Source organism: Pseudomonas sp. GW821-FHT02H09 (assembly GCF_059421425.1).
This window is the reverse complement of sequence record NZ_JBWKVA010000011.1, coordinates 152992-178748: the sequence shown is the minus strand read 5'-3', so window position 1 is coordinate 178748 and position 25757 is coordinate 152992. Positions and strand designations below refer to the sequence as shown.

The 25757-nt window shown below is 59.2% G+C and carries 23 protein-coding genes and 2 pseudogenes; 15 read left to right on the top strand and 10 right to left on the bottom strand.

The window, feature by feature from the left end:
• Nucleotides 1-18: 18 nt before the first annotated feature.
• A complete protein-coding gene (locus tag AC07VR_RS17010; RefSeq protein ID WP_495011916.1) occupies nucleotides 19-2361 on the top strand; it encodes a trimethylamine N-oxide demethylase in 2343 nt (780 codons plus the stop codon).
• Nucleotides 2362-2562: 201 nt separating this feature from the next.
• Nucleotides 2563-4242: an APC family permease gene (locus AC07VR_RS17005; protein ID WP_495011915.1), complete on the top strand. Its 1680-nt coding sequence runs from the start codon at nucleotides 2563-2565 to the stop codon at nucleotides 4240-4242.
• Between the two features lie 167 nt (nucleotides 4243-4409).
• Here the strand turns inward: AC07VR_RS17005 and speB are convergent, their stop codons facing one another.
• Together speB and AC07VR_RS16995 are read right to left on the bottom strand one after the other, a co-directional pair.
• Nucleotides 4410-5369 carry an agmatinase gene (speB, locus tag AC07VR_RS17000; RefSeq protein ID WP_495011914.1) on the bottom strand — a complete coding sequence of 320 codons (960 nt, stop codon included), beginning with the start codon at nucleotides 5367-5369 and terminating at the stop codon, nucleotides 4410-4412.
• 13 nt (nucleotides 5370-5382) lie between these two features.
• Nucleotides 5383-6474 (bottom strand): polyamine ABC transporter substrate-binding protein, encoded by a 1092-nt coding sequence (locus tag AC07VR_RS16995; RefSeq protein WP_495011913.1) that lies wholly within the window; start codon nucleotides 6472-6474, stop codon nucleotides 5383-5385.
• Between the two features lie 101 nt (nucleotides 6475-6575).
• Here AC07VR_RS16995 and AC07VR_RS16990 point away from each other — a divergent pair, with 101 nt between their 5' ends.
• Nucleotides 6576-7475 (top strand): LysR family transcriptional regulator, encoded by a 900-nt coding sequence (locus AC07VR_RS16990; RefSeq protein WP_494991538.1) that lies wholly within the window; start codon nucleotides 6576-6578, stop codon nucleotides 7473-7475.
• A 121-nt stretch (nucleotides 7476-7596) separates the two neighbouring features.
• Here AC07VR_RS16990 and AC07VR_RS16985 read toward each other — a convergent pair whose 3' ends face one another.
• Together AC07VR_RS16985 and AC07VR_RS16980 are read right to left on the bottom strand one after the other, a co-directional pair.
• Nucleotides 7597-8250 (bottom strand): DUF2931 family protein, encoded by a 654-nt coding sequence (locus tag AC07VR_RS16985; protein WP_495011912.1) that lies wholly within the window; start codon nucleotides 8248-8250, stop codon nucleotides 7597-7599.
• A gap of 2 nt (nucleotides 8251-8252) precedes the next feature.
• Nucleotides 8253-9872: a T6SS phospholipase effector Tle1-like catalytic domain-containing protein gene (locus AC07VR_RS16980; RefSeq protein WP_495011911.1), complete on the bottom strand. Its 1620-nt coding sequence runs from the start codon at nucleotides 9870-9872 to the stop codon at nucleotides 8253-8255.
• Between the two features lie 674 nt (nucleotides 9873-10546).
• On the opposite strand from AC07VR_RS16980, the gene AC07VR_RS16975 reads away from it, so the two are divergent.
• A complete protein-coding gene (locus AC07VR_RS16975; protein ID WP_495011910.1) occupies nucleotides 10547-10837 on the top strand; it encodes a DUF3077 domain-containing protein in 291 nt (96 codons plus the stop codon).
• Between the two features lie 130 nt (nucleotides 10838-10967).
• On the top strand, nucleotides 10968-11438 hold the full coding sequence (locus AC07VR_RS16970; RefSeq protein WP_494991534.1) for an LEA/WHy family protein: 471 nt from the start codon (nucleotides 10968-10970) through the stop codon (nucleotides 11436-11438).
• A 5-nt stretch (nucleotides 11439-11443) separates the two neighbouring features.
• Here AC07VR_RS16970 and AC07VR_RS16965 read toward each other — a convergent pair whose 3' ends face one another.
• Entirely contained in the window at nucleotides 11444-12967 is a 1524-nt protein-coding gene (locus tag AC07VR_RS16965) for an MFS transporter (RefSeq protein WP_495011909.1), read from the bottom strand.
• A 130-nt stretch (nucleotides 12968-13097) separates the two neighbouring features.
• Here AC07VR_RS16965 and AC07VR_RS16960 point away from each other — a divergent pair, with 130 nt between their 5' ends.
• Nucleotides 13098-13994 carry a LysR family transcriptional regulator gene (locus AC07VR_RS16960; RefSeq protein ID WP_495011908.1) on the top strand — a complete coding sequence of 299 codons (897 nt, stop codon included), beginning with the start codon at nucleotides 13098-13100 and terminating at the stop codon, nucleotides 13992-13994.
• Between the two features lie 54 nt (nucleotides 13995-14048).
• Complete coding sequence (locus AC07VR_RS16955) at nucleotides 14049-14594, top strand: GNAT family N-acetyltransferase (RefSeq protein ID WP_495011907.1); 546 nt, start codon at nucleotides 14049-14051, stop codon at nucleotides 14592-14594.
• On the opposite strand, the gene AC07VR_RS16950 is transcribed toward AC07VR_RS16955, so the two are convergent.
• The gene (locus tag AC07VR_RS16950) at nucleotides 14587-15507 is read right to left on the bottom strand and encodes a carbon-nitrogen hydrolase family protein (protein ID WP_494991530.1); all 921 of its coding nucleotides are present in this window, start codon (nucleotides 15505-15507) and stop codon (nucleotides 14587-14589) included. The two genes, AC07VR_RS16955 and AC07VR_RS16950, sit on opposite strands and share 8 nt — an antisense overlap.
• Before the next feature lie 85 nt (nucleotides 15508-15592).
• Between AC07VR_RS16950 and AC07VR_RS16945 the strand changes: the two genes are divergently transcribed.
• On the top strand, nucleotides 15593-16501 hold the full coding sequence (locus tag AC07VR_RS16945; protein WP_495011906.1) for a LysR family transcriptional regulator: 909 nt from the start codon (nucleotides 15593-15595) through the stop codon (nucleotides 16499-16501).
• Between the two features lie 73 nt (nucleotides 16502-16574).
• Here the strand turns inward: AC07VR_RS16945 and AC07VR_RS16940 are convergent, their stop codons facing one another.
• The gene (locus tag AC07VR_RS16940; protein ID WP_494991528.1) at nucleotides 16575-16826 is read right to left on the bottom strand and encodes a hypothetical protein; all 252 of its coding nucleotides are present in this window, start codon (nucleotides 16824-16826) and stop codon (nucleotides 16575-16577) included.
• 165 nt (nucleotides 16827-16991) lie between these two features.
• On the opposite strand from AC07VR_RS16940, the gene AC07VR_RS16935 reads away from it, so the two are divergent.
• A complete protein-coding gene (locus tag AC07VR_RS16935) occupies nucleotides 16992-17309 on the top strand; it encodes an ElaB/YgaM/YqjD family protein (RefSeq protein WP_494991527.1) in 318 nt (105 codons plus the stop codon).
• A gap of 46 nt (nucleotides 17310-17355) precedes the next feature.
• On the opposite strand, the gene AC07VR_RS16930 is transcribed toward AC07VR_RS16935, so the two are convergent.
• Nucleotides 17356-18393 carry an Ldh family oxidoreductase gene (locus AC07VR_RS16930; protein ID WP_495011905.1) on the bottom strand — a complete coding sequence of 346 codons (1038 nt, stop codon included), beginning with the start codon at nucleotides 18391-18393 and terminating at the stop codon, nucleotides 17356-17358.
• Nucleotides 18394-18684: 291 nt separating this feature from the next.
• On the opposite strand from AC07VR_RS16930, the pseudogene AC07VR_RS16925 reads away from it, so the two are divergent.
• Together AC07VR_RS16925 and AC07VR_RS16920 are read left to right on the top strand one after the other, a co-directional pair.
• A pseudogene (locus AC07VR_RS16925) lies at nucleotides 18685-19185 on the top strand (FecR/PupR family sigma factor regulator); the annotation flags it as partial.
• A gap of 134 nt (nucleotides 19186-19319) precedes the next feature.
• Nucleotides 19320-19700 carry a fe2+ zn2+ uptake regulation protein gene (locus AC07VR_RS16920; protein ID WP_495011904.1) on the top strand — a complete coding sequence of 127 codons (381 nt, stop codon included), beginning with the start codon at nucleotides 19320-19322 and terminating at the stop codon, nucleotides 19698-19700.
• Nucleotides 19701-19717: 17 nt separating this feature from the next.
• Here the strand turns inward: AC07VR_RS16920 and AC07VR_RS16915 are convergent, their stop codons facing one another.
• A complete protein-coding gene (locus AC07VR_RS16915; RefSeq protein WP_494991524.1) occupies nucleotides 19718-19906 on the bottom strand; it encodes a hypothetical protein in 189 nt (62 codons plus the stop codon).
• 342 nt (nucleotides 19907-20248) lie between these two features.
• A complete protein-coding gene (locus AC07VR_RS16910) occupies nucleotides 20249-21169 on the bottom strand; it encodes a LysR family transcriptional regulator (protein ID WP_495011903.1) in 921 nt (306 codons plus the stop codon).
• Between the two features lie 121 nt (nucleotides 21170-21290).
• On the opposite strand from AC07VR_RS16910, the gene AC07VR_RS16905 reads away from it, so the two are divergent.
• From AC07VR_RS16905 to glgA, 4 genes and pseudogenes are all read left to right on the top strand, one after another.
• Nucleotides 21291-22286, top strand: coding sequence for an aldo/keto reductase (locus AC07VR_RS16905; RefSeq protein ID WP_494991521.1), 996 nt, complete (start codon nucleotides 21291-21293; stop codon nucleotides 22284-22286).
• A gap of 148 nt (nucleotides 22287-22434) precedes the next feature.
• Nucleotides 22435-22629 (top strand): annotated as a pseudogene (locus AC07VR_RS16900) (YqaA family protein); the annotation flags it as partial.
• A gap of 111 nt (nucleotides 22630-22740) precedes the next feature.
• Nucleotides 22741-23694, top strand: coding sequence for a D-2-hydroxyacid dehydrogenase family protein (locus AC07VR_RS16895; protein ID WP_494991520.1), 954 nt, complete (start codon nucleotides 22741-22743; stop codon nucleotides 23692-23694).
• 482 nt (nucleotides 23695-24176) lie between these two features.
• Nucleotides 24177-25745, top strand: a complete 1569-nt coding sequence (gene glgA / locus AC07VR_RS16890; RefSeq protein ID WP_495011902.1) for a glycogen synthase GlgA — start codon at nucleotides 24177-24179, stop codon at nucleotides 25743-25745.
• Nucleotides 25746-25757 lie beyond the last annotated feature (12 nt).

The following is a 25757-nucleotide window of genomic DNA, read 5'->3' as shown; positions in this document are numbered from 1 at the left end:
AAGCACAGGAGCCTGCACATGAACGCACCGCGTGTTTCGACCCCCTGGGAACCGGGGCTGTTTGCCCGGGCACCGGCTCTGGAGCGTTATCGGGTGGCCGCCGGCGGGCTGACACTGATCGCTCTGGAAGCCGGCGATAACCTGCAAGTGATCGACGTCGAAGGGCTGCAAACCTGCGAGCTGCTGGCCTTCGACGCCCTTGGGCGCTCAGCGCTGGCGGCGCTGGGTCTGGCTGCGAGACCCGATTGCAGTTTCATCGCCACGCGGATGTCCGAGCCCGACATGCAGGCACGCCGCATCGCACAAGGCTTGAGCAAGCGCGGCATCGCCTCTCATCCACTCCCCGGCGCGGCCACACTGTGGGATGAGCAATCACCCGCCGGCTACAGCCGCAACTTTGTGGCCGGCGAAGCGTTACTGATCATCGTCGCCGCGCCCAGCGGACCGAGTGCGGTTGACCTGCAATACACCGCCAGCGAATTGCGCGTCGTGGTCCAGCGGGCCAATCCATCGCCACTGCTGGTCCCGCCGCTGCCCGAACCGCTGGGCGAGCTGCTGGATGAATTCACCATCCGCGCCGGAACCGCCCACAGCTACACCGTGGGCAAAGGTCAGTACCTGCAGGTGCTGGACGTCGCCGGACGCCAGTGTTCGGATTTCGTCGCCCTGAATCGCCGGGCGCTGGATCGCGGGCAAGAACTGGACCTGGACCAGACGGTCACCCGCACCCTCAATGGCAACGCCTATCCGGCACCGGGGCTGTTCTCGAAGTTCTTCGACCGGCAGATGCAACCGATGCTCGAGGTGGTGCGTGACACCGTCGGCCGCCATGATTCCTTCGCGTTGGCCTGCGCTGCCCGTTACTACGAAAGCCAGGGCTATTTCGGGCACGACAACTGCAGTGACAACCTCAGTCGGGCGCTGGAACCGTTTGGGGTCCAGGCCCGCAGCGGCTGGCCGGCGATCAATTTTTTCTACAACACCGGGATCGATGCCCACCAGCAGATGACCCTGGATGAACCCTGGTCCCGGCCGGGGGATTACGTGTTGCTGCGGGCCATGACCGATCTTGTCTGCGCCAGCTCGTCGTGCCCGGACGACATCGACCCGGCCAACGGCTGGAACCCGACCGACATCCATATTCGTGTGTATTCCGACAAGGAGCGCTTTTCCATCGCCATGGCCACTCGAAAAACCGCCGATGCCGATCCGACGCTGACCCGCGAATCGGGCTTCCACTCGCGCACCAGCGCCCTGACCGGCAGCTTCACCGACTACCGCAACTGGTGGTTGCCGCTGCGCTACGACGGTTTCGGCGCCATCGATGAATATTACGGCTGCCGCGAACGAGTGGCGGTGATGGACCTGACCGCCCTGCGCAAATTCGAAATCATCGGCCCGGATGCCGAAGCCCTGCTCCAGTACTGCCTGACGCGCGACGTGCGGCGTCTGGCGATCGGTCAGGTGGTCTATTCGGCCATGTGCCATGAACACGGCGGCATGCTCGACGACGGCACCCTGCTGCGCCTGGGCCAGGACAACTTCCGCTGGATCTGCGGCGAGGATTACGCCGGGGTCTGGCTGCGTGAGCAGGCACAGAAGCTGGGCATGAAAGTCTGGGTGAAGTCCGCCAGCGAGCAGATTCACAACCTCTCGGTACAGGGGCCGCTGAGCCGCGAACTGCTCAAGCAAATGGTCTGGACCCCGGCCACCCAGCCCGGCGTGGAAGCCTTGGGTTGGTTCCGCTTTCTGCTGGGGCGCCTGGATGGTTACGACGGCTGCCCGCTGATGATTTCCCGCACCGGCTACACCGGCGAGCTGGGCTACGAAGTCTGGTGTCAGCCGCAGGACGCCGAGCGGGTCTGGGACCGGATCTGGCAACTGGGCGAGCCGCTGGGCATCGTCCCGCTGGGCCTTGAAGCACTGGACATGCTGCGCATCGAAGCCGGACTTATTTTTGCCGGCTATGAGTTCAGCGACCAGACCGATCCGTTCGAGGCCGGGATCGGCTTCAGTGTTCCGCTCAAGAGCAAGACCGACGATTTCATCGGCCGCGATGCACTACTGCGGCGCAGTGCCAATCCCATGCACAAACTGGTAGGCCTGCAACTGAGCGGCAATGAAGGCGCCCATCACGGCGACGGCGTGTACAGCGGTCGCGCCCAGGTCGGCGTGGTCACCAGTGCCTGCCGTTCACCGCTGCTGGGCAGCAATATCGCCTTGTGCCGGGTCGATGTCGCCAGCAGCGAAGCAGGTACCGCGCTGCAAGTGGGCAAGGTCGATGGCTTGCAGAAGCGCATCGATGCCCAGGTCATGGCGCCGATTTTCTACGACCCGCAGAAATGCCGGGTGCGCAGCTGATCGGCCAGACAAGTTGTTGCTGCACCGAATACCGCTACTGCGTTGCCCACCAGCGAGACAAAGAGTCTTTCGACAAGACCAAAAACACTCGCTGACCGAAGCCCTGCCGCCGAACCGGATGCCAACGCATCCGGCCGAGTGCCAGGGTATCGGCTGACCTTCCGACTGCCCCGACAACTCTTCTTACATGGGATCACAGAAATGGAAGCGACTACGTTCGAGACCGTATCGCAGGCTGGCCAGACGGTTGGCAGCCTGCAGCGCAAAATTGACTGGAGAGGTGCGTTCTGGGTTGCCAGCGGCGTGCCAGCACTGGTGCTGTTTTCCATTGGCGCGATTGCCGCGACGGTGGGCAAACCGGCGTGGATCGTCTGGATCATTTCGATCCTGTTCGGTTTCATCCAGGCCTTCACCTATGCCGAGATCGCCGGATTGTTCCCGCATAAATCCGGCGGTGCATCGGTTTACGGTGCGGTGGCCTGGGTGCGTTACAGCAAGCTGATCGCGCCGGTGTCGGTGTGGTGCAACTGGCTGGCCTGGTCACCGGTGTTGTCCATCGGCTCCGGGCTGGCCGCCGGTTACATCCTCACCGCGCTGTTTGCGCCGGACGCGCTGATCAACACCTGGCAATTGACCTTGCTGGATCTTGGCTGGATCAAGAGCGGGCTGTCCCTGCGCATGAATGCGACCTTCGTGGTCGGCGTGGTGATTCTGCTCGGGGTGTTTGTCATACAGCACGGCGGCATCCTGCGCTCGGCACGCCTGACCCTGATACTCGGTGTCACCTCGCTGATTCCGCTGCTGCTGGTGGGCGTGGTGCCATTGTTGACCGGCGATGCGCTGCAGGCCAACTTCCTGCCGCTGTATCCCTTGGCTCACGACGCCGGCGGCCAGGTCATCGATGGCGCGTGGGACATTTCCGGTTGGTCGTTGATGGCCGGCGGGCTGTTCATGGCGGCATGGTCGACCTACGGTTTCGAGACTGCCGTGTGCTACACCCGCGAGTTCAAAGACCCCAAGCGCGACACGTTCAAGGCGATCTTCTATGCCGGCCTGCTGTGCATTCTGGTGTTCACCCTGGTGCCGATGGCGTTTCAGGGCAGTCTCGGCCTCGGTCAACTGGTCAGCGCCGCGGTGCTGGATGCCAACGGCACCGTCGTGACGCCAGCGGTTTACAGCGGTTTGCTGTCACCGGCGATCTACAGCGGCATGGGTGTTGGCCAGGCGATGGCCGACAGCATCGGCGGTGGTAAAGTCGTGGCCAATGTGGTGTTGATCATGCTGATCCTCGCCACGCTGCTGGCGATCATGACCTCGATGTCCGGCTCCTCGCGCACCTTGTATCAGGCTTCGGTGGATGGCTGGTTGCCCAAATACCTGGGCCACACCAACGAACACGGCGCTCCCACCGCAGCCATGTGGACCGACCTGTCGTTCAATCTGCTGCTGTTGCTGATGTCCGACTACGTGTTCGTCCTCGCGGCGTCCAACGTCAGTTACATCATCTTCAACTTCCTCAACCTCAACGCCGGCTGGATCCATCGCCTCGACCGCCCGGACTGGGTGCGCCCATACAAGGCACCGACTGTGCTGCTGGCATTGGGTGGCGTGCTGAGCTTCGTCAACCTGGCGTGCATGGGCCTGGGCGCCGACATCTGGGGCGCCGGCACCTTGTTCACCGGGGTGCTGCTGGCACTGTTGATTATCCCGGTCTTCGTCTATCGGCACTACGTGCAGGACAGGGGCAGCTTCCCGGTGGCGATGCTCAGCGACTTGCATATCCAGACCGATGAAGGCGCCAGGCGGGCCGGGATGCTGCCCTATGTGACCTTGGTGGCGGGTGTGCTGGTGGTGTACTTCTGTCATCGCCTGGCGGTTTGAGTCAGCGACCAGCTGAGTGTTGAATGGCTGGGCAGGAGACGGTTTCACTTCTAGCGTGAATGGCCAGGGATGGCGAAACGCTAACGATTCGGCTCAATACTTGCAGGAGCCAGGCTTGCCCGCGAAGACGGCCTGGAGGTCACTACAGACTTGTAGCGAATACAGCCCTAGCGATCGACTTTATGCCGCGCCGCATACAAGCACAGCATCTCCATCGCCAGGGTTGCTGCCGCCAGTGACGTGATGTCCGCGCTGTCATAGGCGGGTGCGACTTCCACCACGTCCATGCCCACCAGATTGATCCCGCGCAAGCCGCCGAGAATCTCCAGCGCCTGCACCGTGCTCAGGCCACCACATACCGGTGTGCCAGTCCCTGGTGCGAATGCCGGGTCCAGACAATCGATGTCGAACGTCAGGTACACCGGGTTATCGCCAACCCGCTCACGGATCGATTCGATGATCGCGTCGCAGCCGCGCCGATGCACTTGCCGCGCGTCCAGCACCTGAAAGCCCTGGTGGTCATTATTAGTGGTGCGCAAACCGATTTGTACTGAACGGGACGGATCCACCAGCCCCTCTTTCGCCGCATGCCAGAACATGGTGCCGTGGTCGATGCGTTTACCGTCTTCATCGGGCCAGGTGTCGCTGTGGGCGTCAAAATGGATCAGCGACAACGGACCGTGCTGCCGGGCATGGGCCTTGAGCAGCGGATAGCTGATGAAGTGGTCACCGCCAAAGGTCAGCATTGCGCAACCCGCCGCGAGGATTTTCTCGGCATGGGCCTGGATACTGTCCGGTATCGACTGCGGCGTGCCGTAATCGAAGTTGCAATCGCCGTAGTCGATCACGGCCAGATGGTCGAACGGGTCGAAGGTCCAGGGCCAATGCCGTTCCCAGGCGATCCCGGTCGAGGCACTGCGAATCCCCCGCGGCCCAAAGCGCGCGCCCGGGCGGTTGCTGGTGGCGGTGTCGAACGGTACGCCACTGACCACCACGTCCACACCGCGCAAGTCGCGGCTATAACGGCGGCGCATGAAACTGGTGATGCCGGCGTAGGTGCTTTCAGCGGCAGTCCCGTAGAGGCTGTCGCGGGTCATGGCCTGGTCGTTCAAATCAGCGATATCCATACACAATTCCTTATTATTGGTGGCTACGGAAGGTGGTCCACACGCGGGTGCGCTGACGCATGTCCTTGAGGCTCATGCTGCGGTCGGCGTACAGACGATCACGCACATCGGCGGGCGGGTAGATGTTGGCGTCTTCACGCACGGCGGTATCCACCAAGGGTGTCGCTGCCTGGTTGGCTGTGGCGAAAAACAGCGTGTTGGTCAGCGCTGCCACCGACTCCGGGCGCAACATGAATTCGATAAAGGCCCGCGCCGCTTCCGGGTGCGGTGCGTCCTTGGGGATCGCCAGGTTGTCCTGCCACACCAGTGTGCCTTCCGTGGGTATCCGGTAAGTCACCTCGAACGGCTTGTTGGCCTTGTGCGCCTGATCGGCAGCCATGCTTGCGTCACCGTTATAGGTCAGCGCCAGACACACACTGCCATTGGCCAGATCACTGATCTGTCGCCCGGTGGCCACGTACAGCACCGAAGGTTGCAACTGATGCAACAAGGCTTCGGCGGCGGCCAGATCATTCTTGTCAGTGCTGTAGGGATCTTTACCGAGGTAATGCAGCGCCAGACCGATCACTTCCTGAGGCGAATCAAGAATGGCGATACCACAGTCCTTCAATTTGCTGGCGTATTCGGGCTTGAACAGCAGATCCAGACTATTCAGAGGTACGCCCGGCAGGCGCTTCTTCACGGCTTCGACATTGATGCCCAGGCCCAGCGTGCCCCAGGTATAAGGCACGCCATAACGGTTACCCGGATCGACAGCGGCAAGCTTTTTCAGCAAATCCGGATCAAGGTTGTCGTAGCCTTTGAGGTTGTCGTGGGGAATTTCCTTCAAGGCGCCAGCGGCCAGACCACGGGCCAATACGCTGGACGACGGCACCACCACGTCATAACCGCTGCCGCCGGTGAGCAGTTTGGTTTCCAGGACTTCCGAGGTATCGAACGTGTCGTAGCGCACGTGGATGCCGGTTTCCTGTTCAAAACGCTGCAAGGCCTCGGGCGCCACGTAATCGGCCCAACTGTAAAGATTGATCACCTTTTCTTCGGCCACTACCGGTAGGGCCAGGACAAAAACCAGAGCGGGACAACAGAACCTGAGAAGCGGACCCATGATGAATACCTGCAGGGAGTAAGTGCCTGCAGGATGCGCCAGGGGATACATTGGAAAAATATTAAGTTTATTATCCTGACTTTCACCGGGAGTAATGTTTGATGCTCGGACAAATTCACGATCTGGACCTGCACCTGCTGCGCCTGTTTGTCAGCGTGGTGGAGTGCGGTGGTTTCAGCGCCGCCCAAGGTGAACTCGGTCTCAGCCAGTCAAGCATCAGCCAGCAGATGGCCAAGCTCGAAACCCGTCTCGGCTACCGGCTGTGCAGTCGCGGCAAAGGCGGTTTCAAACTGACGCCCAAAGGCGAACAACTGCTCAGCTCGACTCGCGAGTTGTTCCAATCCATTGAAGCGTTCCGCCATCAGTCCAACGGCGTGGCCGGTCGATTGCTCGGTGAAGTGCGCCTGGGCCTGTCCGAGGCCCTCGATCAGTCAATTCTGCAACGGGTCGCCGAAGCGATCCGGCGCTTTCGCGAGCGGGACGAGTCGGTGCGCATCGAACTGATCAGCGCCATGCCCGGCGAGATGGAAAGGCTATTGCTGCAACAGCGGCTGGACCTGGCGATCGGCTATTTCTCACAGGTACAAAGTGCATTCGACTACCGCGAACTGTTCACTGAAACCCAGCATCTGTATTGCGCGAAAGGTCATCCGCTATTCACCAACGATGCACCGGACGATGAAGCACTGCAAAACACCGATCGGGTCGACCACCCCTATCGCTTTCTGCGAAGCGCCGAACCCTTCCAGGGCAAGCTCTGTTCGGCCCGCTCGGAACAGGTCGAAGGCACCCTCGCCTTTATCCTTTCCGGAAAACATGTCGGCTATCTACCCAACCACTTCGCCCGATCCTGGGAGGAAAAAGGCTTACTCAAGGCCGTGCGTCAACAAGACCTGAGTTTTGAAGTGGCCTTTCACCTGGCCCGGCATCGGGCGCAGGTGCCGGGGGATGCACAGCGGGCATTCGAGGAGGACTTGTTGACGGCGTTTTCCCTGGCCTAGACAGCTGCGGGGGATTTTCGCGTGGGGCTGGCATGAGGTTGCGTCAGCATTGCTCGGGCCTGTTGTGGAAATCCCACTGTCAGTGGGATCCAGCTTCGAGTTGATATCAAAGGAGTTTCCATCACCAACTTCCGTAAGGGATGCCGAAGCGTTCGATGTAGCGCTTGGAGGCGGCTTTGATGCTGACGTAATACCCTTCGTACATCCCTTGATCCGGCCCCAATGGCTCGATGCCGACCACGGCGCGGTCGGCTTTGTTGGCGTGGAAGCAGTCGTCTTGCACCCAGACCTGAATGATTCCGCCGGGGGCCAGGCCCAGACTCAAGGCCGCACTAGGGTTTGCGCTGTATTCGGGGTACTTGTGGCAGCGCTGCGCTGTGGAGTCGCGCATGATCTGCCGGGTTTCCTCCGAGATATCGATCCAGCCGCTGTAGGTTTTTCGCTCGACAATCGACTGCCAGCGCACATAGATGCGCTTGGGCAGGTCGGCGCCAACAACCGGCATGCCTGAGCTGCCGACCCCCACCCAGCCTCTCGCGTTCTCCGTACCATCTTCGTAGTCGCTACTCCCAGCGCTGCCGGCTGCGATATTGCGAAATAGTCGACCTTGAATGTCTTCGACTGAGGAAGTTTCCACCCACACGGTCATATGGGCCGGTTCGGTAAAACCGATGTACCACCAGCGGCTCTTGTAATCATTTTTGGCGGAGAGCGGGTCCGGTGTCTGGCATCCGCTCAGAGCTAATAGCGCTAGAAGGGGAAAAAATCTTTTCATGGCTACAGCATCCATTCCGGTACATGAGGGTGTTGCACCCGCACGGCGTCCGTGGTCGGGGCGTTGACATAGATCAGCTCGAGTTTGCTGGTGCGCGGTCCGGCGAGCAGGCCCGGCGTCCAGTGGGCAGACCTATGGATGTAGCAGTGCCTGAGCAGCTTCTCTTCGGTGGGCGTCGTGCTGTAGTCGCCCGAGATAAAACGATCGCATAGCGTTTGCAGTTCAGAAGGCGGACGTAACCCCGGTCTTTCATTGATCTCTTCAAACTGCACACCGTGCTTTTTCGCCGCCTCGTACATCACCCGCAAATACACCTTCGCCAGCCCGGCGCTGACCTTACGCTGCAGCAGCAAGCCGACAAAAACCCTTTTGTGTTTCGGGGCCATACGGTCCTGTGAGTCGGCCGGCAGTAGTTCGGGCTCAGGGGTGACAAGCCTCAACATGTCCAGGGGCCAGCCTTTGGCGTGCCATGTGGCTTGCGCTTGTTGGGCGTCGCGGTAGATCGAGGTGGTTTTCACATCGGTGTGCACAGGCACGTCCAGTGCCTGCAGCGGGATGAGCATCACCCGTTCTTCGGCCTCGTCCCGGTAGCCGCCGCCAAGGTCCGAATGGGCGCCGGGCAGGCTGATTTCCGTATGGTCCGGGCCCACCCGATTCAGGGCGAAGTTGGCGCGGTGCTCGTCCAGCGCCACCAGATGCAGTACATGGGGAAAGAACTTCGGGTGCAAATGCAGTTTGACCCCCGGCGCGGCGGGGCTGCGCACATAACCCAGGTTGCTCCAGCCGCCCACCGAGGCCACGGTGTCGAACAGCCCGATAAACCCGGTATGCACGCTTTCGCCATAGATTTTGCTGAAACCATTGGCGAAGAATTTTTTGGGCAAAGCCAGGGTTTCGTGCAAGGGACTGCCGACTCCTGCCATCGTCAGGTAGGCAAAGTGCCGCGCCGCTGCGGCACCACGGCTGAAGCCGAATATGTCAACAATGAGGGAGTGGATTTGAAGGTCAGGATTTTCATCGTGGAAGCTCCACATTAGCCTTTTGATCTCACGAAAGGCTTGAAACACCCGCGCCTCGATACCCGTCTCACCCCGCCCCAAAGCCGAGCCCAGGACGCTGTCTGGCTCACCGGCCGTGGTGCCGATCCCCTCAACGTAAACTTTTTTGAAGGCCAGCTTTTGCTGAATGATTTTCTCGCGGCCAATCGATAGCTCGTACAGGTCATAAAGCCATTTGACATTCGTCACCTCATTCCCATAACTCCCGTTCGGATCCTGCATGTACGGTTTGCAACTCCCATCCAGATCCTGCGGGGCGATCGGATGATGAGCGCCACAACGCTGGCCCAGCTCCACGTTGAACGGGTTGTTGCCCGTGCCATCGAAAAACACGCCGATGCGCAAGGTGACGGTGACTTGTCGGCGTTGTTCTTCGGCCTGTTTCTCTTCCCATCGACGATTGCATTCGTCTTCATGGGCCTGTTGCCGGGCCAGCATGGCTGCGTTCTGCTGTTGCGCCGTCTCGGCGCAGAAGGCTCTGTCCTTGGTTCGTTCCGCCCGTTGTGTTGCCAACGCCTGATCACGGCACACGGCGCAATGGTATCCATCGACTTCATTTTTCATTCGGCATCCCTTTTTCAGTCGACCCATCCTTGGGCCGGAAGCCCAATGGCAGGCTTCAAGCTAAAAATGCGCCCCAAACGGTAAGGCCGGATGCCAGTTGCGGATTGATAGTCTGTGGGAAGTGCGCTGAATTCGCTGCACCTGGAGCTGACAGAAAAAACGCACTCTAAAACGAGATTTGGCATAAGCCTCGGCGGGAGATGCCAAAGGTTTCCGGTCTTATCGCAGGCCTTCGGCAGTGACTACAGGGGATGTGTCGGGTTGAGATTTTTCCGGCGTTATTTTGAGTTGCAGTCACCCGACCTCCCCGCTATCCTTCGGCGGTCGTTGCACATTCAGCGACCGGGCTTGGCGGCCTGAGTTAATCAAGGCGCGACAGCGCCTCCCACACACATTGCAGGCGCTTTTTTTGCGCCCGCATATCTGCGTTATGGCGGGTTGCGTGGGAGAACCTTCGGGTTCGCCGGTTCCTTGATTCCCGGTCCGCCAATCCTGCGCAATCCGCCACCCTCATCTGCTTGGCGGCAGACGGTGGTGGTTCCCCTAGAATCGAGGAGCCAGACCATGTACAGCATAAATCCGTCCAAAATCCGCATTTGCGCTTACCGCACTACACCCTCGGCCACGTTTCAAACCTCCCCCCTGCGCCACCTCCAGACCCTCGGAGGTGTCCAATGACCGATCACCAAGACCTCAAAACCATCGGCCTCACGCCGTTCTCCATCCATTCGGATCAGGCGCTGTTCCGGGTCAACAGTGGCGTGTCGATCCGAGAGGCGCTGTCGCACGTGTCCGACTTGCTCCATGTCGCGAAGATGCTGGCAGAAGATGCCGCGATGGAACGAAATACCGACCGTTATGCCTGGGCGTCGCACTATTTGCAGGAGATGAGTAAGGCGGTGATCGATGATGTGGTGAAAGTGCTAACGCCCAAGCCTGTACCCGTTGCGAAGGAGAAGATGTGAGGATGGAATATCGATCCAGCTCACTGTCGGCGCGTTCTGCGCTATCTTGCTGAACATGCGGTGAACCGTTAGAGAGGCTCGAGGGCCCAGCCACTGGCGGTTCGGCCCTTTTCTTTTCGAGATCACGTCCATGCGCAGATTCTTCGGTTTATCCCTCGCCCTGCTCCTGCTCACCTTGAGCGCCTGCGCCCAGTTCCCCAGCCGGGATCCGCTGAACATCAACGTGGTGGGCATCGAACCGCTGCAGAGCCAGGGTCTGGAAGTACGATTCGCGGTGAAACTTCGTCTGCAAAACCCCAACGAAACGCCGATCGACTACAACGGCGTGGCCCTGAATCTTGAGGTCAACGGGCGGCCACTGGCCAGTGGCGTGAGCGATCAACACGGCTCGATCCCGCGTTTCTCCGAAGCGATCCTGACGGTGCCGGTGAGCATCTCGGCATTCTCAGTGTTGCGTCAAACGCTGGGACTGAGCCAGACCCAAAGCCTGGACAACCTGCCTTACGTGCTGCACGGAAAACTGGCGGGGGGTGTGTTCGGCACCATGCGTTTCGTTGATCGAGGCAATCTCAGCCTGCCAGGCTCGACCGCAGTCTGGTGAGCCCGTCATGTTTTGCGCGGTTCACGTAAAGCCACAAACACCGCCAATGCCGAGACGATAGTAATCCCGATCAGCACATACAGCAGTTGGCTGAAGGCGTTGGCATACAGCAGCAACAACGCCTCACGACTGAGGTGCGGCAACAGCGCTGCACTGGCTTGCAGGTTGCCGTTGGCCAACTGTTGCGCCGCGAGGGAAATGTGTTCTGAGTCCGCAACTGCGTCGCTGATCGAAACCTTGAGTAATCCGGCCAATACAGCGATCACCAGCGCCAACGCAATGCCCTCCCCGGCGACCCGGGTCGTACTGAAAATTCCGGTGGCCATGCCAGCGCGCTCCTTGGGTACCACACTCACCGACAACCCGTCCATCAAGCCCCACGGCATGCCTGCACCCAACCCGATCACCAACATCGGCAGCACATATTCTGCCGGTGGCTGTCCTGGCGCGACGCAACTGAGCCCATACAAACCGGCTGCGGCGATCAGTAATCCGACACCCGAAACCACCCCGGCGTTAATCCAGCGGGTCAGCAGCGCCGCGAGAAACGGCACAACAACCATGGGCGCAGACAAAGCGATCATCATCAAGCCGGCGTCGACCTCGCTGTAGCCTTCGACACCGATAAAGCGTATCGGTAGCAGAATTAACAGCACTACGAAGCAGTAACAGGTGGCAATCGGCAGCACTTGAACGCCGACAAAACGCGGGTAACGAAACAACGACAAATCAAGCATCGGCCGCGAGACCCGCAGCTCCACCGCGACAAACCCCAGCAACGACGCCAGCGCTCCCAGTAGCAGACCCAACACCAGCCCACTGCTCCAGCCACTTTCCGGCGCCTGCAAAATCCCCCAGGTAAACAGCACCAGCGCTGCGGTAAAACTCAGGGTACCCGGCCAATCGACGCCAGCGGCGTCAGGGTCGCGAGACTCGTGCATCAGTGGCACACCAAACAACAACGACATACCGCCGATAAGCGTCGCGGACAAAAAAATAGCGCGCCAACCGAAGTGCTCGATCAACACTCCGGCCAGAATCGGGCCGAAGGCCAGGCCGACGCCAAACGTCGTGCCCAGCAGACTGAAGGCCCGGGTTCGCGCCACACCGTCGAACTCCTGCGCCAGTGCAGCCGAACCGCCGGCCAACGCGGCGGCTCCGGCAAGTCCCTGGACGGCCCTCAGTAGATCGAGCCAAAGCACCGAAGGTGCAAACGCCAACGCAAGAGATGTCACGGCGAATAGCGCGATGCCAATACCGAATACTCGCTTGCGACCGTATTCATCAGCCAGCGTCCCGGCAGCCATCAGCGCGCTGCCGAAACTCAGCATGAAGGCATTGGTCATCCAGCTCAGGGCTAAGGCACTGCCACCCAGCTCACGACCAATTGCCGGAGTGGCGACGGCGACCCCGACAAACGTCAGCGGCAATATCAACGCCGCCAGGCAAACCGCCGCCAACACCACGTAGGGATCGCGGGTGCTGGACGGGAAATCTACAGTGTTGGAAATATCGACTTCGCGGCTCATTTGCACCTCAGGTGTCTGTGGCCGACAACGCGGCATTCAAGTCGATTCGATGGTAGATTCGCTTCAATCAGCGATAAATAGGGCGAAAGTCCCTATTTAAAGGACTAAAACGCTCGAATCGAGACTAACTTTGGACAATTTGAATGGCTTGCTTGCCTTCGTCCGCGCGGCGCAAATGCGCAGCTTTGTCGCCGCTGGAGAGCGATTGGGGATTTCCGCTTCGGCGGTCGGAAAAAGCGTGGCGCGGCTTGAAGAAAAACTCGGCGTACGACTGCTCAACCGCAGCACCCGACGTATTAGCCTGACCGACGAGGGCACGCTGTTTTTCGAGCGATGCCAACGCATCGTCAGCGAAGTCGAGGAGGCGCAAGCGGAACTCGCACGAATCACCGACAAACCCCGGGGCAAGTTGCGCGTCAGCCTGCCTGCCGTCGGCTATCGCATGCTGCTGCCGATCCTCCCCGAGTTCGCCGAACGCTACCCGGACATCGAGCTGGACCTGGACTTCAATGACCGACTGATCGATGTCATCGCCGAAGGTGTCGATGCGGTGATTCGTAGCGGCGAGTTGATGGATTCTCAGCTCAAGTCGCGCACGCTAGGACCGTTTCGCTTCGTGCTGATCAGCGCTCCCCACTACTTTACTCGTCATGGCACACCCACGACGCCGAGGGAACTGGAGCAGCACGCTTGCTTGCGTTACAAATTTCCAGGCACCGCCCAGTTGCAGGAATGGAAACTGCGCAGTGCAGCCGATGAACCACCGTTGCTACTCAGAAGCGCGCTGATCAGCAATAACCTGGAAGCGCTGATCTTCGCCGCGACCCAAGGGCTGGGTATCGCCTTTATCCCGGATTTTGTGGTCCGCGAAGCATTGGCCGACGGCACGTTGGTCTCGGTGCTGGATGACTACCAGACCGACAGCGGAAAATTCTCGATTCTGTGGCCGAGCAGTCGACACCTGCTGCCAAAACTGCGAGTGTTTGTCGACTTTCTGGCCGAGCGGCTGGTATTGGGAAAACCCTGAACTCTGAACCGTGAAAGCCGTTTTATCGCACACTCCAAGGAGGAAACCTCGCACATGGAACCCGTCCCGATCCTGTACACCGAACGGCTGATTCTGCGCCCGCTGGAGCTGGCCGACGCCGAAGCCATTCAGCAGCAGTTCCCGCACTGGGAAGTGGTGCGTTATCTCAATGCCATGGTCCCATGGCCTTACCCTGCGGACGGTGCACTTCGCTATTTGCAAGGCATGGCCCTGCCAGCAATTGCCCGATGCGAAGAATGGCACTGGTCGATCCGTTTGAAGTCGGCACCGAATCAACTGATTGGCAATGTCAGCCTGATGGACGAGCCAGGCAACAATCGTGGCTTCTGGCTTGCACCACAATGGCAAGGTCAGGGGCTGATGAGTGAAGCCAGCGCGGCGGTGACCCAATACTGGTTCGAAACCCTCGGTCGCGCGCTGATGCGAGTGCCCAAGGCCTCGCCGAATCTGGCCTCACGGCGTATCTCCGAGCGCGACGGTATGCGCCTGATCAACACCGAAGAAAGCAACTTCGTCAGCGGACGCTTCCCGTGCGATACCTGGGAAATCACCCGCGAAGAATGGCAACGCCTCAGATAAACCGCACGCCCGGTTTGGCCCGCTCATCCACGGTCAATTCGAACACGTCCGGGCGTGCATAGTGCCCGACCACGTCGTAGTCGTAACGAGCGCGGACCAATTGATCCGTGTCGATTTCAGCGCTCAGCAGACCGGCGCCGCCCAATAGCGGCCCGGCAAGAATATCGCCCATGGGACCTACGATCACGCTGCCGCCGGCGATCAACGGGCGCTCGGCCGGCCAGTTGGCGATATCCAGGCCCAAGGCTTGCGGTGAGTCCTGAACCTGACAGGCGCTGACCACAAAGCAGCGCCCTTCGTGAGCGATATGACGCATGCTGACCTGCCACATCTCCCGCTCATCCACCGTCGGTGCACACCAGACCTCCACGCCTTTGGCGTACATCGCGGTACGCAGCAGCGGCATCATGTTTTCCCAGCACACCGCCGCGCCGATTCGCCCGACCTTGCTGTCGATCACCGGCAATGTCGAGCCGTCGCCCTTGCCCCAGATCAGCCGCTCGGTACCGGTAGGCATCAGTTTGCGATGCCTGGCCACCAGGCCGTCCTGGGGCTCGAAATACAGCACGGTGCAATACAGCGTGCTACCAGAGCGTTCGATGACTCCCAGCACCAGACTGGCGCCTGTACGCGTGGATAATCCAGCCAAGGCTTCAGTTTCAACACCGGGAACGTCGATCGCGTTGGCGAAATAGCGGGCAAAAGCCTCTCGGCCTTCCGGCAAGCGATAGCCCAATTGCGTTCCAAAACTTTCGCCTTTTGGATAACCCCCAAGCAAGGCTTCAGGCATGACCACCAGGCTCGCACCGGATTCGACGATGGCACTTTCGTAAGAGAGGATCTGTTCCAGTGTCTCGCCCTTGCCGCCGGGCAACGAACCGATTTGCAGTGCAGCAACGATGGACTTGGGCATCGCGGTAACTCCATGAGCAATGAGGTGTTGCTCATTCTCCCGCCACGATCGACTATGAATAAAGTCCATTTCAATGCTGAATGATATGAACCAAATGAATATCACCGACATCGACCTCAACCTGCTCAAAGCTTTCGAAGCGTTGCATGACGAGTCCAGCGCCAGCCGGGCGGCGTTACGTCTGGGGGTTACACAATCGGCCATGAGTGCGGCGTTGCGCCGGCTGCGAGACGTGTATGGCGATCAACTATTCGTTCGCACGGGTCGCGGACTGGCACCGACGCTTCGCGCCAACCAACTGAAACCGGTGATCAGTGAAGCACTGAACAAGTGTCGGCAAAGCCTGGCGATGGTCGACCCTCATGTCAGCCACTACGAAGGTCGCTCGGTCGCCATCGGTTTATCGGATGACTTCGAAATTGCCTACGGTCGGCGGCTGATCGAGGAGATTGCACAACGCGCGCCGAAACTGCGGCTGATCTTTCGTCAAACCCACAGTCAGATTGTTGCCCATGCATTGATGGAGCGCAGTATCGACCTGGCAATCACCGCCGGTGGTTTTGCCGAGCGCATGCTCAGCCGCCAGGTGCTCGGTGAAGGAAGCTATCTGTGCCTGGTGGACCCGGCCAGCCTGGCCGACGGGCAGCATGAGATCAGCCTCGAGGAGTTTGTCACCCGCGAGCATATCCTGGTGTCTTCGGGAGGATTTATCGGGATCACCGATGAGGGGTTGGCCGGATTGGGACTGAGCCGACAAGTCTGCGCCTCGACCACCCACTTCGCGGCGTTGCCTTATCTGCTCAAGGGTAGCCAGGCCGTAGCGACCATCCCGGCCCATGCAGCGCAGAGCATTGCGACGCTCACCGGGCTGACGCTGTTGCCCTGCCCTCTGACGCTGCCACGCTACCCGATCGAACTGGGCTGGCGCACCAGTACTCAGCTCGATCCGGTGGTGCTAAAAGTACGGGAAGCAATAGTGGCGTGCTTTTTGTAGGAGCTGCCGCAGGCTGCGATCTTTTGGGAGTAACCCTGTGCTCGGCTGGCTACACACTGACAAGAAAGCCCGGTTACTTCGCCGCCATCAACCGATTGACTTCACTGCGCACCATGTTGGCGAATTCCGGCGGAGACATGAGATCCAGCTCCGAGCGCACCCATTCCGCCCATTTGCCCTTACGCTTGGCGCGCTCGCCGAACAAGCGTGCGCCCTCGCCTTTGGCTTTACCCAGATTGCTCTGCCAAAGATCGAACAGACGGGACTTTTCATCTTCAAGCGCAGCGCGCTCGGCAAGGGGCTGGTTAGCCAGATTGAAGCTCATGGGAGTTACCTGCTGCGTAAAATTGGCAACATCTTACACTGTAGGAAGAAATGTCTTTGCCTGGATTTCTTGTCGACTTTCGGCTCAGGCACAAAATAGCTGCAACTTTTACACGTGCAGCTGACTCCATGGTTCACTGCACACTCACCTGCAAGGAGTATCTCGATGGCCCGGAAAAACGCCGCGCAAATGGCTGACGAACAAATCAAGGATCAAGCTTTCAGCGAGCTGCGGGCGCTGATCGAAGAGTCGGAAAAATTACTCAAAAGCAGTGCCTCGCTGGTGGGCGAGGAAGGCGAAAGCCTGCGCGAACAAGTCGCGTTGAAACTCAAGCAGGCACTGAACGCCGTATCGAGCGTACGTGAGCGCAGCAAGCCGGTGGTCGATGCCACGCAAATCTACATAGGCGGGCATCCTTGGCAGACTGTGGCGATCTCAGCCGGTTTTGGTCTGGTGCTCGGCTTGTTAGTGGGCCGTCGTTAATACGTCAGTTCAAAAGGCGAGCCGTAGTCAGCTCGCCTTTTTCACATCAAAGTCCTGCCAACTCGCGCAGCTGCGTCAACTCTGCGCTGGCAATCCGAATCCCTTCTTCGCCAGCCTTCGCTCGCTCACGATGACGACGGTCGCCTGGTAAACGCTTGAGCCCTACCCCGTGCATCTGCCGCACCAATTCCTGACTGCGCTCGGCGAAACTCTGCCCGGCCGCTTTGCTGGGGTCGATCACGATGATCAACTGACCGGTCCAAGGGGTTTTCGCCCCAGGGTGATTAGACCAATCGAACTCGAACGAGAAGTTTCCACCGGTCAAGGCCGCGGCCAGCAGTTCGACCATCATTGATAGCGCCGACCCCTTGTGACCGCCAAACGGCAACAGCGCACCGCCTTCGAGAATCGCCTTCGGGTCCTGGGTCGGCTGGCCCAGGCTGTCCACCCCCATGCCGGCTGGCAGGCGCTCGCCCTTGCGCGCAGCGATCTGTACATCACCGTGGGCAATGGCGCTGGTGGCCAGATCGAAGACAATCGGATCACCGTCGGCCCTCGGTGCGGCAAAGGCAATCGGGTTGGTGCCAAACAGCGGGCGATCGGCGCCATGGGGCACGACGCAGGTCATGCTGTTTACCACGCTTAATGCCACCAGCCCTTCATAAGCGAAGGGTTCGACATCCGGCCAGAGTGCCGCAAAGTGATGAGAATTGCGTATCGCCAACACTGCGATCCCGGCGCTTCGGGCTTTCTCGACCAGAAGCGCCCGGGCCGCCGCCAGGGCCGGCTGAGCAAAGCCGTTGGCCGCGTCGACCCTGACAAAACCTGATGCCACGTCTTCAACGACAGGCACGGCCTTGCCATCGACCCAGCCGCTCGCCAGCGTCGATACATAACCGGGGATACGGAATACGCCGTGACTGTGGGCACCATCGCGCTCGGCGCCCGCGCAGTTCTCGGACAGGACGCGAGCCACTTCGAGGGAAGTACCCTGGCGCAGGAAAATTTTCTCTAACAACGCCACCAACTGAGCATAAGTGATGCGTTCTGACAGGGTTTCGTCAACCAAAGGTGATGCAGACATCTGAAGCTCCAGTTTAATTATTGGAGGGGGCAACAGCGTATGAAATTCCGGCACCCGGATTAAACAACGCTTAGCGAGCGCCCTGTCAACTTTTGTCGCTCGAGCAGACGCTCAAGAGCGCGAGATTTTCTTGATCATTTTCGTACTCCATTGACGGGCATTGCTGATAGATGTGCTGTTTTCTTGGGTATTTTCCGGGGCAACAGGTTCCACATTGATATCTATTTGCCATTACCGCCATTCTCGTCGCCTGCCCGTGAAGGTTAGAATGCAGGAAATCAGGAAGAGTCAGTGAGCGAACAATCCCTCTCAGAAGCCGAATACGATGCCGTTACGGATGCCGCTGCGCATTGGTGCATCCGTTTGCACGCGCATGACTGCACGGCAGCCGAGCGCCTGGCGTTTGAGCAATGGCGAGATATTCATCCATTGCACGCCTTCGAGTACGAGGCAATGCGCAAAATCCGGGATGTCTCGGAGCAACTTCCGCGCACAGAAACGCCACAAATCACTCCCGTTTCAGCGCCACACCACCCATGGCGAGCTTACGGCCTGGCCGCGGCAATCAGTCTGCTGGCGTTGCCGCTGGCGGCATTTACCGGCTGGACCCTGGGCTGGCTACCAGGTTCCTATGAACACTTCCAGGCCGAGAGCCATGTGCGTCACATCACCTTGGCCGATGGCAGCCAGGTCGAACTGAACCTTGGCAGCGAATTGACCTACAGCATCCCGCGCCCGTTGAACGAGCGTTCACTGCCGAGGGTGACGGCGTTGTCGAGTCAGCTATTTTGGGTAGACGACATGCCGGCAACCTGATACCGACAATTTTTCTACATCTGGCGCTTCATGATTTGGTGTACTCATTCGTCTTAGTAACAGAGAGCACCCATCATTTTCCTGATCAGGCTCTGAAAAGGAGTTTTTGCATGTACAACCAGCAATTGCCAATGGATGGCAACAAAACGCTGCACAGCCCGACACTGGGTGGTGAGACCGATGTATTCAGCAAAAGCGCCGAGCGCCACAACAATGACCGGATCAGGCTGTTGCTCAAAAGCTTCGGCCTGCGCACCAGCCTGATTCGCCTGAAGGTCATCGACGCCTTGTTGACGGCGGCCGAGAACGACCGCTCGCTTGGCGTGCGCGGTGTGCACAGCCATTTGTTGGAGCTGGACATCCCCTTGTCCTTTCTCAGCGTACGCGAGGTGCTCAAGCGCCTGTGCAGCGAAGGTGTGATCACGCTGAATCCGGACAAGAGCTACAGCCTGAATCAACAGGCTATCGCGCTACTGCACGGCAAAGACTGAAACCTTGCAGCCCCGACTCAGGGCTTGACCTTGCGGCGCATGATGCCATTGACCACCACCACGACCACCGCCACGCCAATGGCGATGTACTGGAACATTTTTTCGGTGATCATCCCGGCGTTTTGCATGTAAGAGAGGCCAAACATGATCCCCAGTACCACCAGGGAGATCAGAATCGAATATTTCAAACGTTGCGACTGGGTCATTGCGGGTTCCTGAGCCTGAAAATGTGTATCCGGTTTGTATCCAGATGCATGCCAAGACCCTACCTTTGTGCGGGAATGGGCAGCTACAAACGGGATCTCATGTTACAGCCGATGAAGAGTTTTGGCTTCATCGCGGCATTAACCATGAGGATTTTGAAAGGCTCCGTCGAATCACAATGCTGATTCCCCTGCTGATTATCCTGACCCTGAGCGACTGCCTGTTTTTCCCTCGCGAAGGTGGCTGGCACGAGCACCGCCATTACGATGGTGGCCATAGTTATTATGAACGTCGCTAAAAAGCCTTCAGTGAACCTCTCGACTCCCCCCTTCTCATAACCACGATCATCCTCCCGGGCGCTTGAAACCACTTTGCTCCCGGGAGCACAGATCAACCAGCCAGTCGACAAATACCCGCACCCGCCGGGACAACTGGCGGTGCGGGGGATAGAGCGCAGTCAGTGGCAGCCTTGGCGGCGGTATATCCCTCAGGACCTCGCACAAGCTGCCCTCTCGTAGCTGTCGGTCAACGTGGTAACGAGGCATCTGCACCAGGCCATATCCCGCTTCACAAGCCGCCAGATAACCATCGGCACTGTTGACCGAGACCTGCTTGGGCAAGTCGATCAAGCGCACCTCATCACCCACCTGAAATTCCAGGCCATAGCGCTTGCCCGTGGCGCTGGAAAAATACTCGACCACTTGGTGTCCAGCCAGGTCATCCAGACATTGCGGCCTGCCGTTGCGCTGCAAATACTCGAGGCTGGCACAGGTCACTTGACCTATCAGTGCCAATGGACGGGCCACCAGCGAGTCATCCAGAGACAGCCCGCCACGCAGCACGCAATCGACACCCTCACGAATCAGGTCCACAGGCCGATCGTTCAAGCCGATTTCCAGCTCGATCAACGGATAAAGAGTGGTGAACTCGGGGAGTGCCGGAATCACGATCAAACGACCGATACCGGCAGGCATGTCAACCCGCAACGTGCCGCGTGGGTTGTTGCGAGCGGCAGAAAATACCGCCTCCGCTTCCTCAAGATCCGCCAACAGACGAATGCAGCGCTGGTAATAGGCCGCTCCGTCGAGAGTCGGACTGACCTGCCGCGTTGTGCGTTGCAACAGCTGCACACCCAAGTGCGCCTCCAGCTGCTTGATCAGAATAGTCACTGAGGCGCGAGGCAATTGCAGGCTGTCGGCGGCCTTGGCAAAGCCACCCAATTCAACAATCCGCGTAAACACACGCATGGCGTTAAAACGATCCATTGTTTTGCCCTGCCCGAGCATTATTTAGAAATTACAAATAGTGATAGCGGTTTTAGCCGGTTTATCTTGTTTTTGTCGAGGAGAACAATAGCTCCGGTCATCTATAAGGAGCTTCAAACCTATGCACACTCGTCAACTAGGCACAAACGGCCCACAGGTTTCCGCCATCGGTCTTGGCTGCATGGGCATGACCGACTTCTACACCACCGGCACAGATACCCAAGAGGCGATCGCGACCTTGCACCGCGCCCTGGAGCTGGGCATCAACCTGCTGGACACCGCTGACATTTATGGCCCTCACAGCAATGAGGAACTGATCGGCAAGGCGATTCGGGGTAAACGGGATCAAGTATTTCTGGCCAGCAAATTCGGCATCGTCCGCGATACGGCAAACCCGGCCAGCCGTTCGGTCAATGGTCGTCCGGACTACATTCGCACATCGATCGACGGCACCTTGAAACGCCTGGGCGTGGAAACCCTGGATCTGTATTACCAACACCGCATCGACCCCGATGTCGCGATCGAAGAAACCGTGGGTGCCATGGCCGAACTGGTCAACGAAGGCAAGGTGCGCTATCTCGGTTTGAGCGAAGCATCGGCCAACACCCTGGAGCGGGCGCACAAGGTTCATCCCATCAGCGCGCTGCAAAGTGAATACTCACTGTGGAGCCGCGATCAGGAAGATAACGGCTGCCTGGCGACCTGCCAGCGTCTGGGAGTCGCTTTCGTGCCTTACAGCCCGCTCGGTCGGGGTTTTCTGACTGGAGCCCTGAAAAGCCCGGACGACTTCGCCGCCGATGACTACCGGCGCTTCAGCCCACGCTTTCAGGGTGAAAATTTCGCCCGGAACCTGCGGCTGGTGGAGCAAGTGCAGGCCCTGGCCGCCGACAAGGGCGTCACCGCCGGGCAACTGGCACTGGCCTGGGTGTTGGCGCAGGGTGATTACCTGATTCCGATTCCCGGGACCAAGCAGCGCAAATATCTGGAGGAAAACGTCGCGGCATTGGACATCAAGTTGAGCGCTGGCGAGTTGCAGGCCCTGGAAGCGATCTTCCCGGCGGATGCCACCGCAGGTCTGCGTTACCCCGAAGCGGTAATGCAAATGCTCAATAAGTAGTAGCGATATCCATACGCCCGTTCAATCCCCTTGCGAACGGGCCCGTGGATCTCGAGCCTGACAAATCTGCAATACCCCTATCAGTTAGCTGACAGGCTGCGCTGATTAAAGTCCCGTCGAACCCGGCACATCAGGCCCGACGGGACTTCAATTGGCAAAGGCTCAGCGGCATTATCAACGTTATGGTCACTGGTCATTGCTGCTGAGTTGGGTGCCGGTCATCGGCGATCCTCTGACGTTGGTCGCCGGGGTGATGCGCGAACCGTTCTGGCGTTTTTTGCTGGTCGTGTCCTTCGCCAGGTCCGCACGCTACCTGATGTTGGCCTGGCTGACCCTGGGCTAGATGCAGTGAACCTTTGACTCACCGGATTGCCGCTGATTAATGTCGCCATAATCGGCGGATTACAGCATCGACGGGTTTGCTGTGCCCCCACTCGATAACGAGGTAGCGTCCATGCGTGTACAGATCGCGGTAATCGATGACTGGCAGAACGTCGCCAGCCGTGTGGTGGACTGGTCAGCCCTGGAACAGATCGGCGAGGTCAGCTTCCTGCATGACTACCCGGCTGACAGCGCAACACTGCAAGAACGGCTGGGCGCGTTCGAAGTGATTTGCGTCATGCGTGAGCGCACCCTGTTCGACGAAACCCTGCTGCGCGGCTTGCCCAAGCTCAAGTTGCTGGTCACCGGCGGTATGCGCAATGCCGCGATTGATCTGAAGGCTGCGGCCGGGCTGGGCATTCAGGTGTCCGGCACCGACAGCTACAAACACGCCGCTCCGGAACTGACCTGGGCGCTGATCATGGCCCTGACCCGAAATCTGGTAAAGGAAGCCAACGCCCTGCGCAGCGGTGACTGGCAGCAAGGCCTGGGCGGCGATCTCTACGGCAAGACCCTGGGCATTCTGGGCCTTGGCAGTATCGGCAAACGTATTGCCCAGTTTGGTCAGGTGTTCGGCATGCGCGTGATCGCCTGGAGCGAAAACCTCACCGCCGAGCGCGCGGCGCAGTCCGGCGTAACCTGGGTCAGCAAACGTGAACTGTTCGAACAGGCTGACGTGCTGTCGATCCACCTGGTACTCAGTGAGCGCAGCCGTGGCCTGGTGGACGCACAGGCTTTGGGCTGGATGAAGCCCACTGCGCACTTGATCAACACCGCGCGCGGGCCGATTGTCGATGAAGGCGCGTTGATCGAGGCGCTCCAGCAACAGCGTCTGGCCGGTGCGGCGCTTGATGTATTCGAGCGCGAACCTTTGCCGGTGGATCATCCGTTCCGGCATTTGAGCAATGTGCTGGCCACACCCCATGTGGGCTACGTCAGTGAACAGAACTACCGGCAGTTCTATTCACAGATGATCGACGACATCCAGGCCTGGGCGAACGGGCAGCCGATCCGTCTGTTGACCTGACACACCCCCCGACAACCCACAGGTTATGCGCACTATCACGGTGCAAGCGCATTTTCTTCGCGCACTTGCATCTGGCAATCCCCTCACCTTTTTCGCGCCTGGGGCTCAATTTATCTGCCCTTCGCCAGTGCGCCTGTAACACTTGCATGCTAGGCGAACGCCTCCCTTGGCATTTTGTCGGACAATTTTGCCAAGTTGCCTCTCCCCTTCTAACTTCTGGCCTAGACTCAGTTTCGCGGGTGAAAAACGATCGGCCAACAGCATAAAAAAGTCGAAACTTTCTACCCAAGAGAAAGGTCAGGTTTAAGGTAAGGCCGCATTGTTTGGTGCATTCCTTGCAACGGCCAATCCACTCTTTATTGCTTCAGCGTACTCAGTGCCATTCTCTCGATTGCGTAGCGCTCATGCGCCTGGTCACAGGAGTTGACCAACCCTATCTCTGGTGTTTTGCCAGGAACAGATCAATAAAAGGGGAAAAACAGATGATCAGTGCCGCTGTAGAAACCCAAGGAGAGCTTTCTCATCAGCAGGTCGGCGAAACGGTGCCGATAGCGGTTTTCGCTCCTGCGAACAAGACGGTGCTACCGGCGCCCAGGCAGAACTCCAATCGAAAAAAAGTCCTGTTCGTAACCTCGGAAATGGCCGACCTGGTGAAAACCGGCGGTTTGGGCGACGTCTCTGCGGCGCTGCCCAGAGCGATGGCCCAACTGCATGATGTACGGGTGTTGATTCCCGGCTATCGGCAAGTACTCAACAGCGAAAATCCGATCCATATCATCGGCGAGCTGGGCGGCCATGCTGCGCTACCGCCCTGCAAGATCGGCCGCATGGACATGCCCGACGGCCTGGTCATTTATGTATTGATCTGCCCTGAGCTGTACGAGCGCGAGGGCACGCCCTACGGCGCCAATAACGGTCGCGACTGGCCGGACAACCATATCCGCTTCGCCCGCCTCGGTCTGGCCGCTGCCGACATCGCCGCCAATCTGGCGCAAATTCATTGGTGCCCTGATCTGGTGCACGCCCACGACTGGCCTGCCGGCCTGGCGCCGGCCTATATGCATTGGCGCGGTCAGCGCACACCAACCCTGTTCACTATCCATAACCTCGCCTATCAGGGCGTGGTCAGCCTGGCCTGCTGCCCGGAGCTGGGCATTCCAGTGCATGCCCTGCAACAGGAAGGCATGGAGTTTTACGGAAAACTGTCTTTTCTCAAGGCCGGGATGGCGTATTCGAGCCATATCACCACGGTCAGCGCGACCTACGCCCAGGAAATCACTACACCGGCTTTCGGCTGTGGTCTCGATGGCTTTTTGGCCAGCAAGACCCAGCAAGGTCTGCTCAGCGGCATTCCCAATGGCATCGATGACAGCTGGGAAGCGGCTACCGATCCGCATCTGGTCTGCCCGTTCAGCATCGGCGACTGGCAAGGCAAAGCGGTCAACGCCGCTCATGTACGCGAGCTGTTTGGTCTGCAGGCGTCTGAAGGTCCGTTGTTCGCCGTGGTCTCGCGCCTGGTCTATCAAAAAGGACTGGACCTGACCGAAGGCGTGGCCGAGTTCATCGTTGCCTCGGGCGGTCAGATCGCGATCATCGGGCGTGGCGAGCCGGAAGAAGAACAAGCCATGCGCGCGCTGGCCCAACGTTTCCCCGGGCAGATTGGTGTACATATCGGCTTTAATGAAACCGATGCCCGACGCATGTTCGCCGGCAGCGATTTCCTGTTGATGCCTTCAAGGTACGAGCCCTGCGGCTTGAGCCAGATGTATGCCCAGCGTTATGGCTCGTTGCCAGTGGCCCGTAATACCGGCGGCCTGGCCGACACCATCGAAAACGGCGTAACCGGCTTTCTGTTCGATGAGTCCACAGTGCCCAGCTATCAAGAAGCGCTGCAGCGGGCGTTCAAGGTATTCGCCTACCCTGATCTGCTCCACGCCATGCGCTGCAGGGCCATGGCGGTGCCCTTCATCTGGTGCAAGGCAGTCGAACCCTACGCCGAGCTTTATGAGCAATTGGTCGCTAAAGCGCTGGGTAAATCGGGCAAACAGTAAGAGGTCTTCATA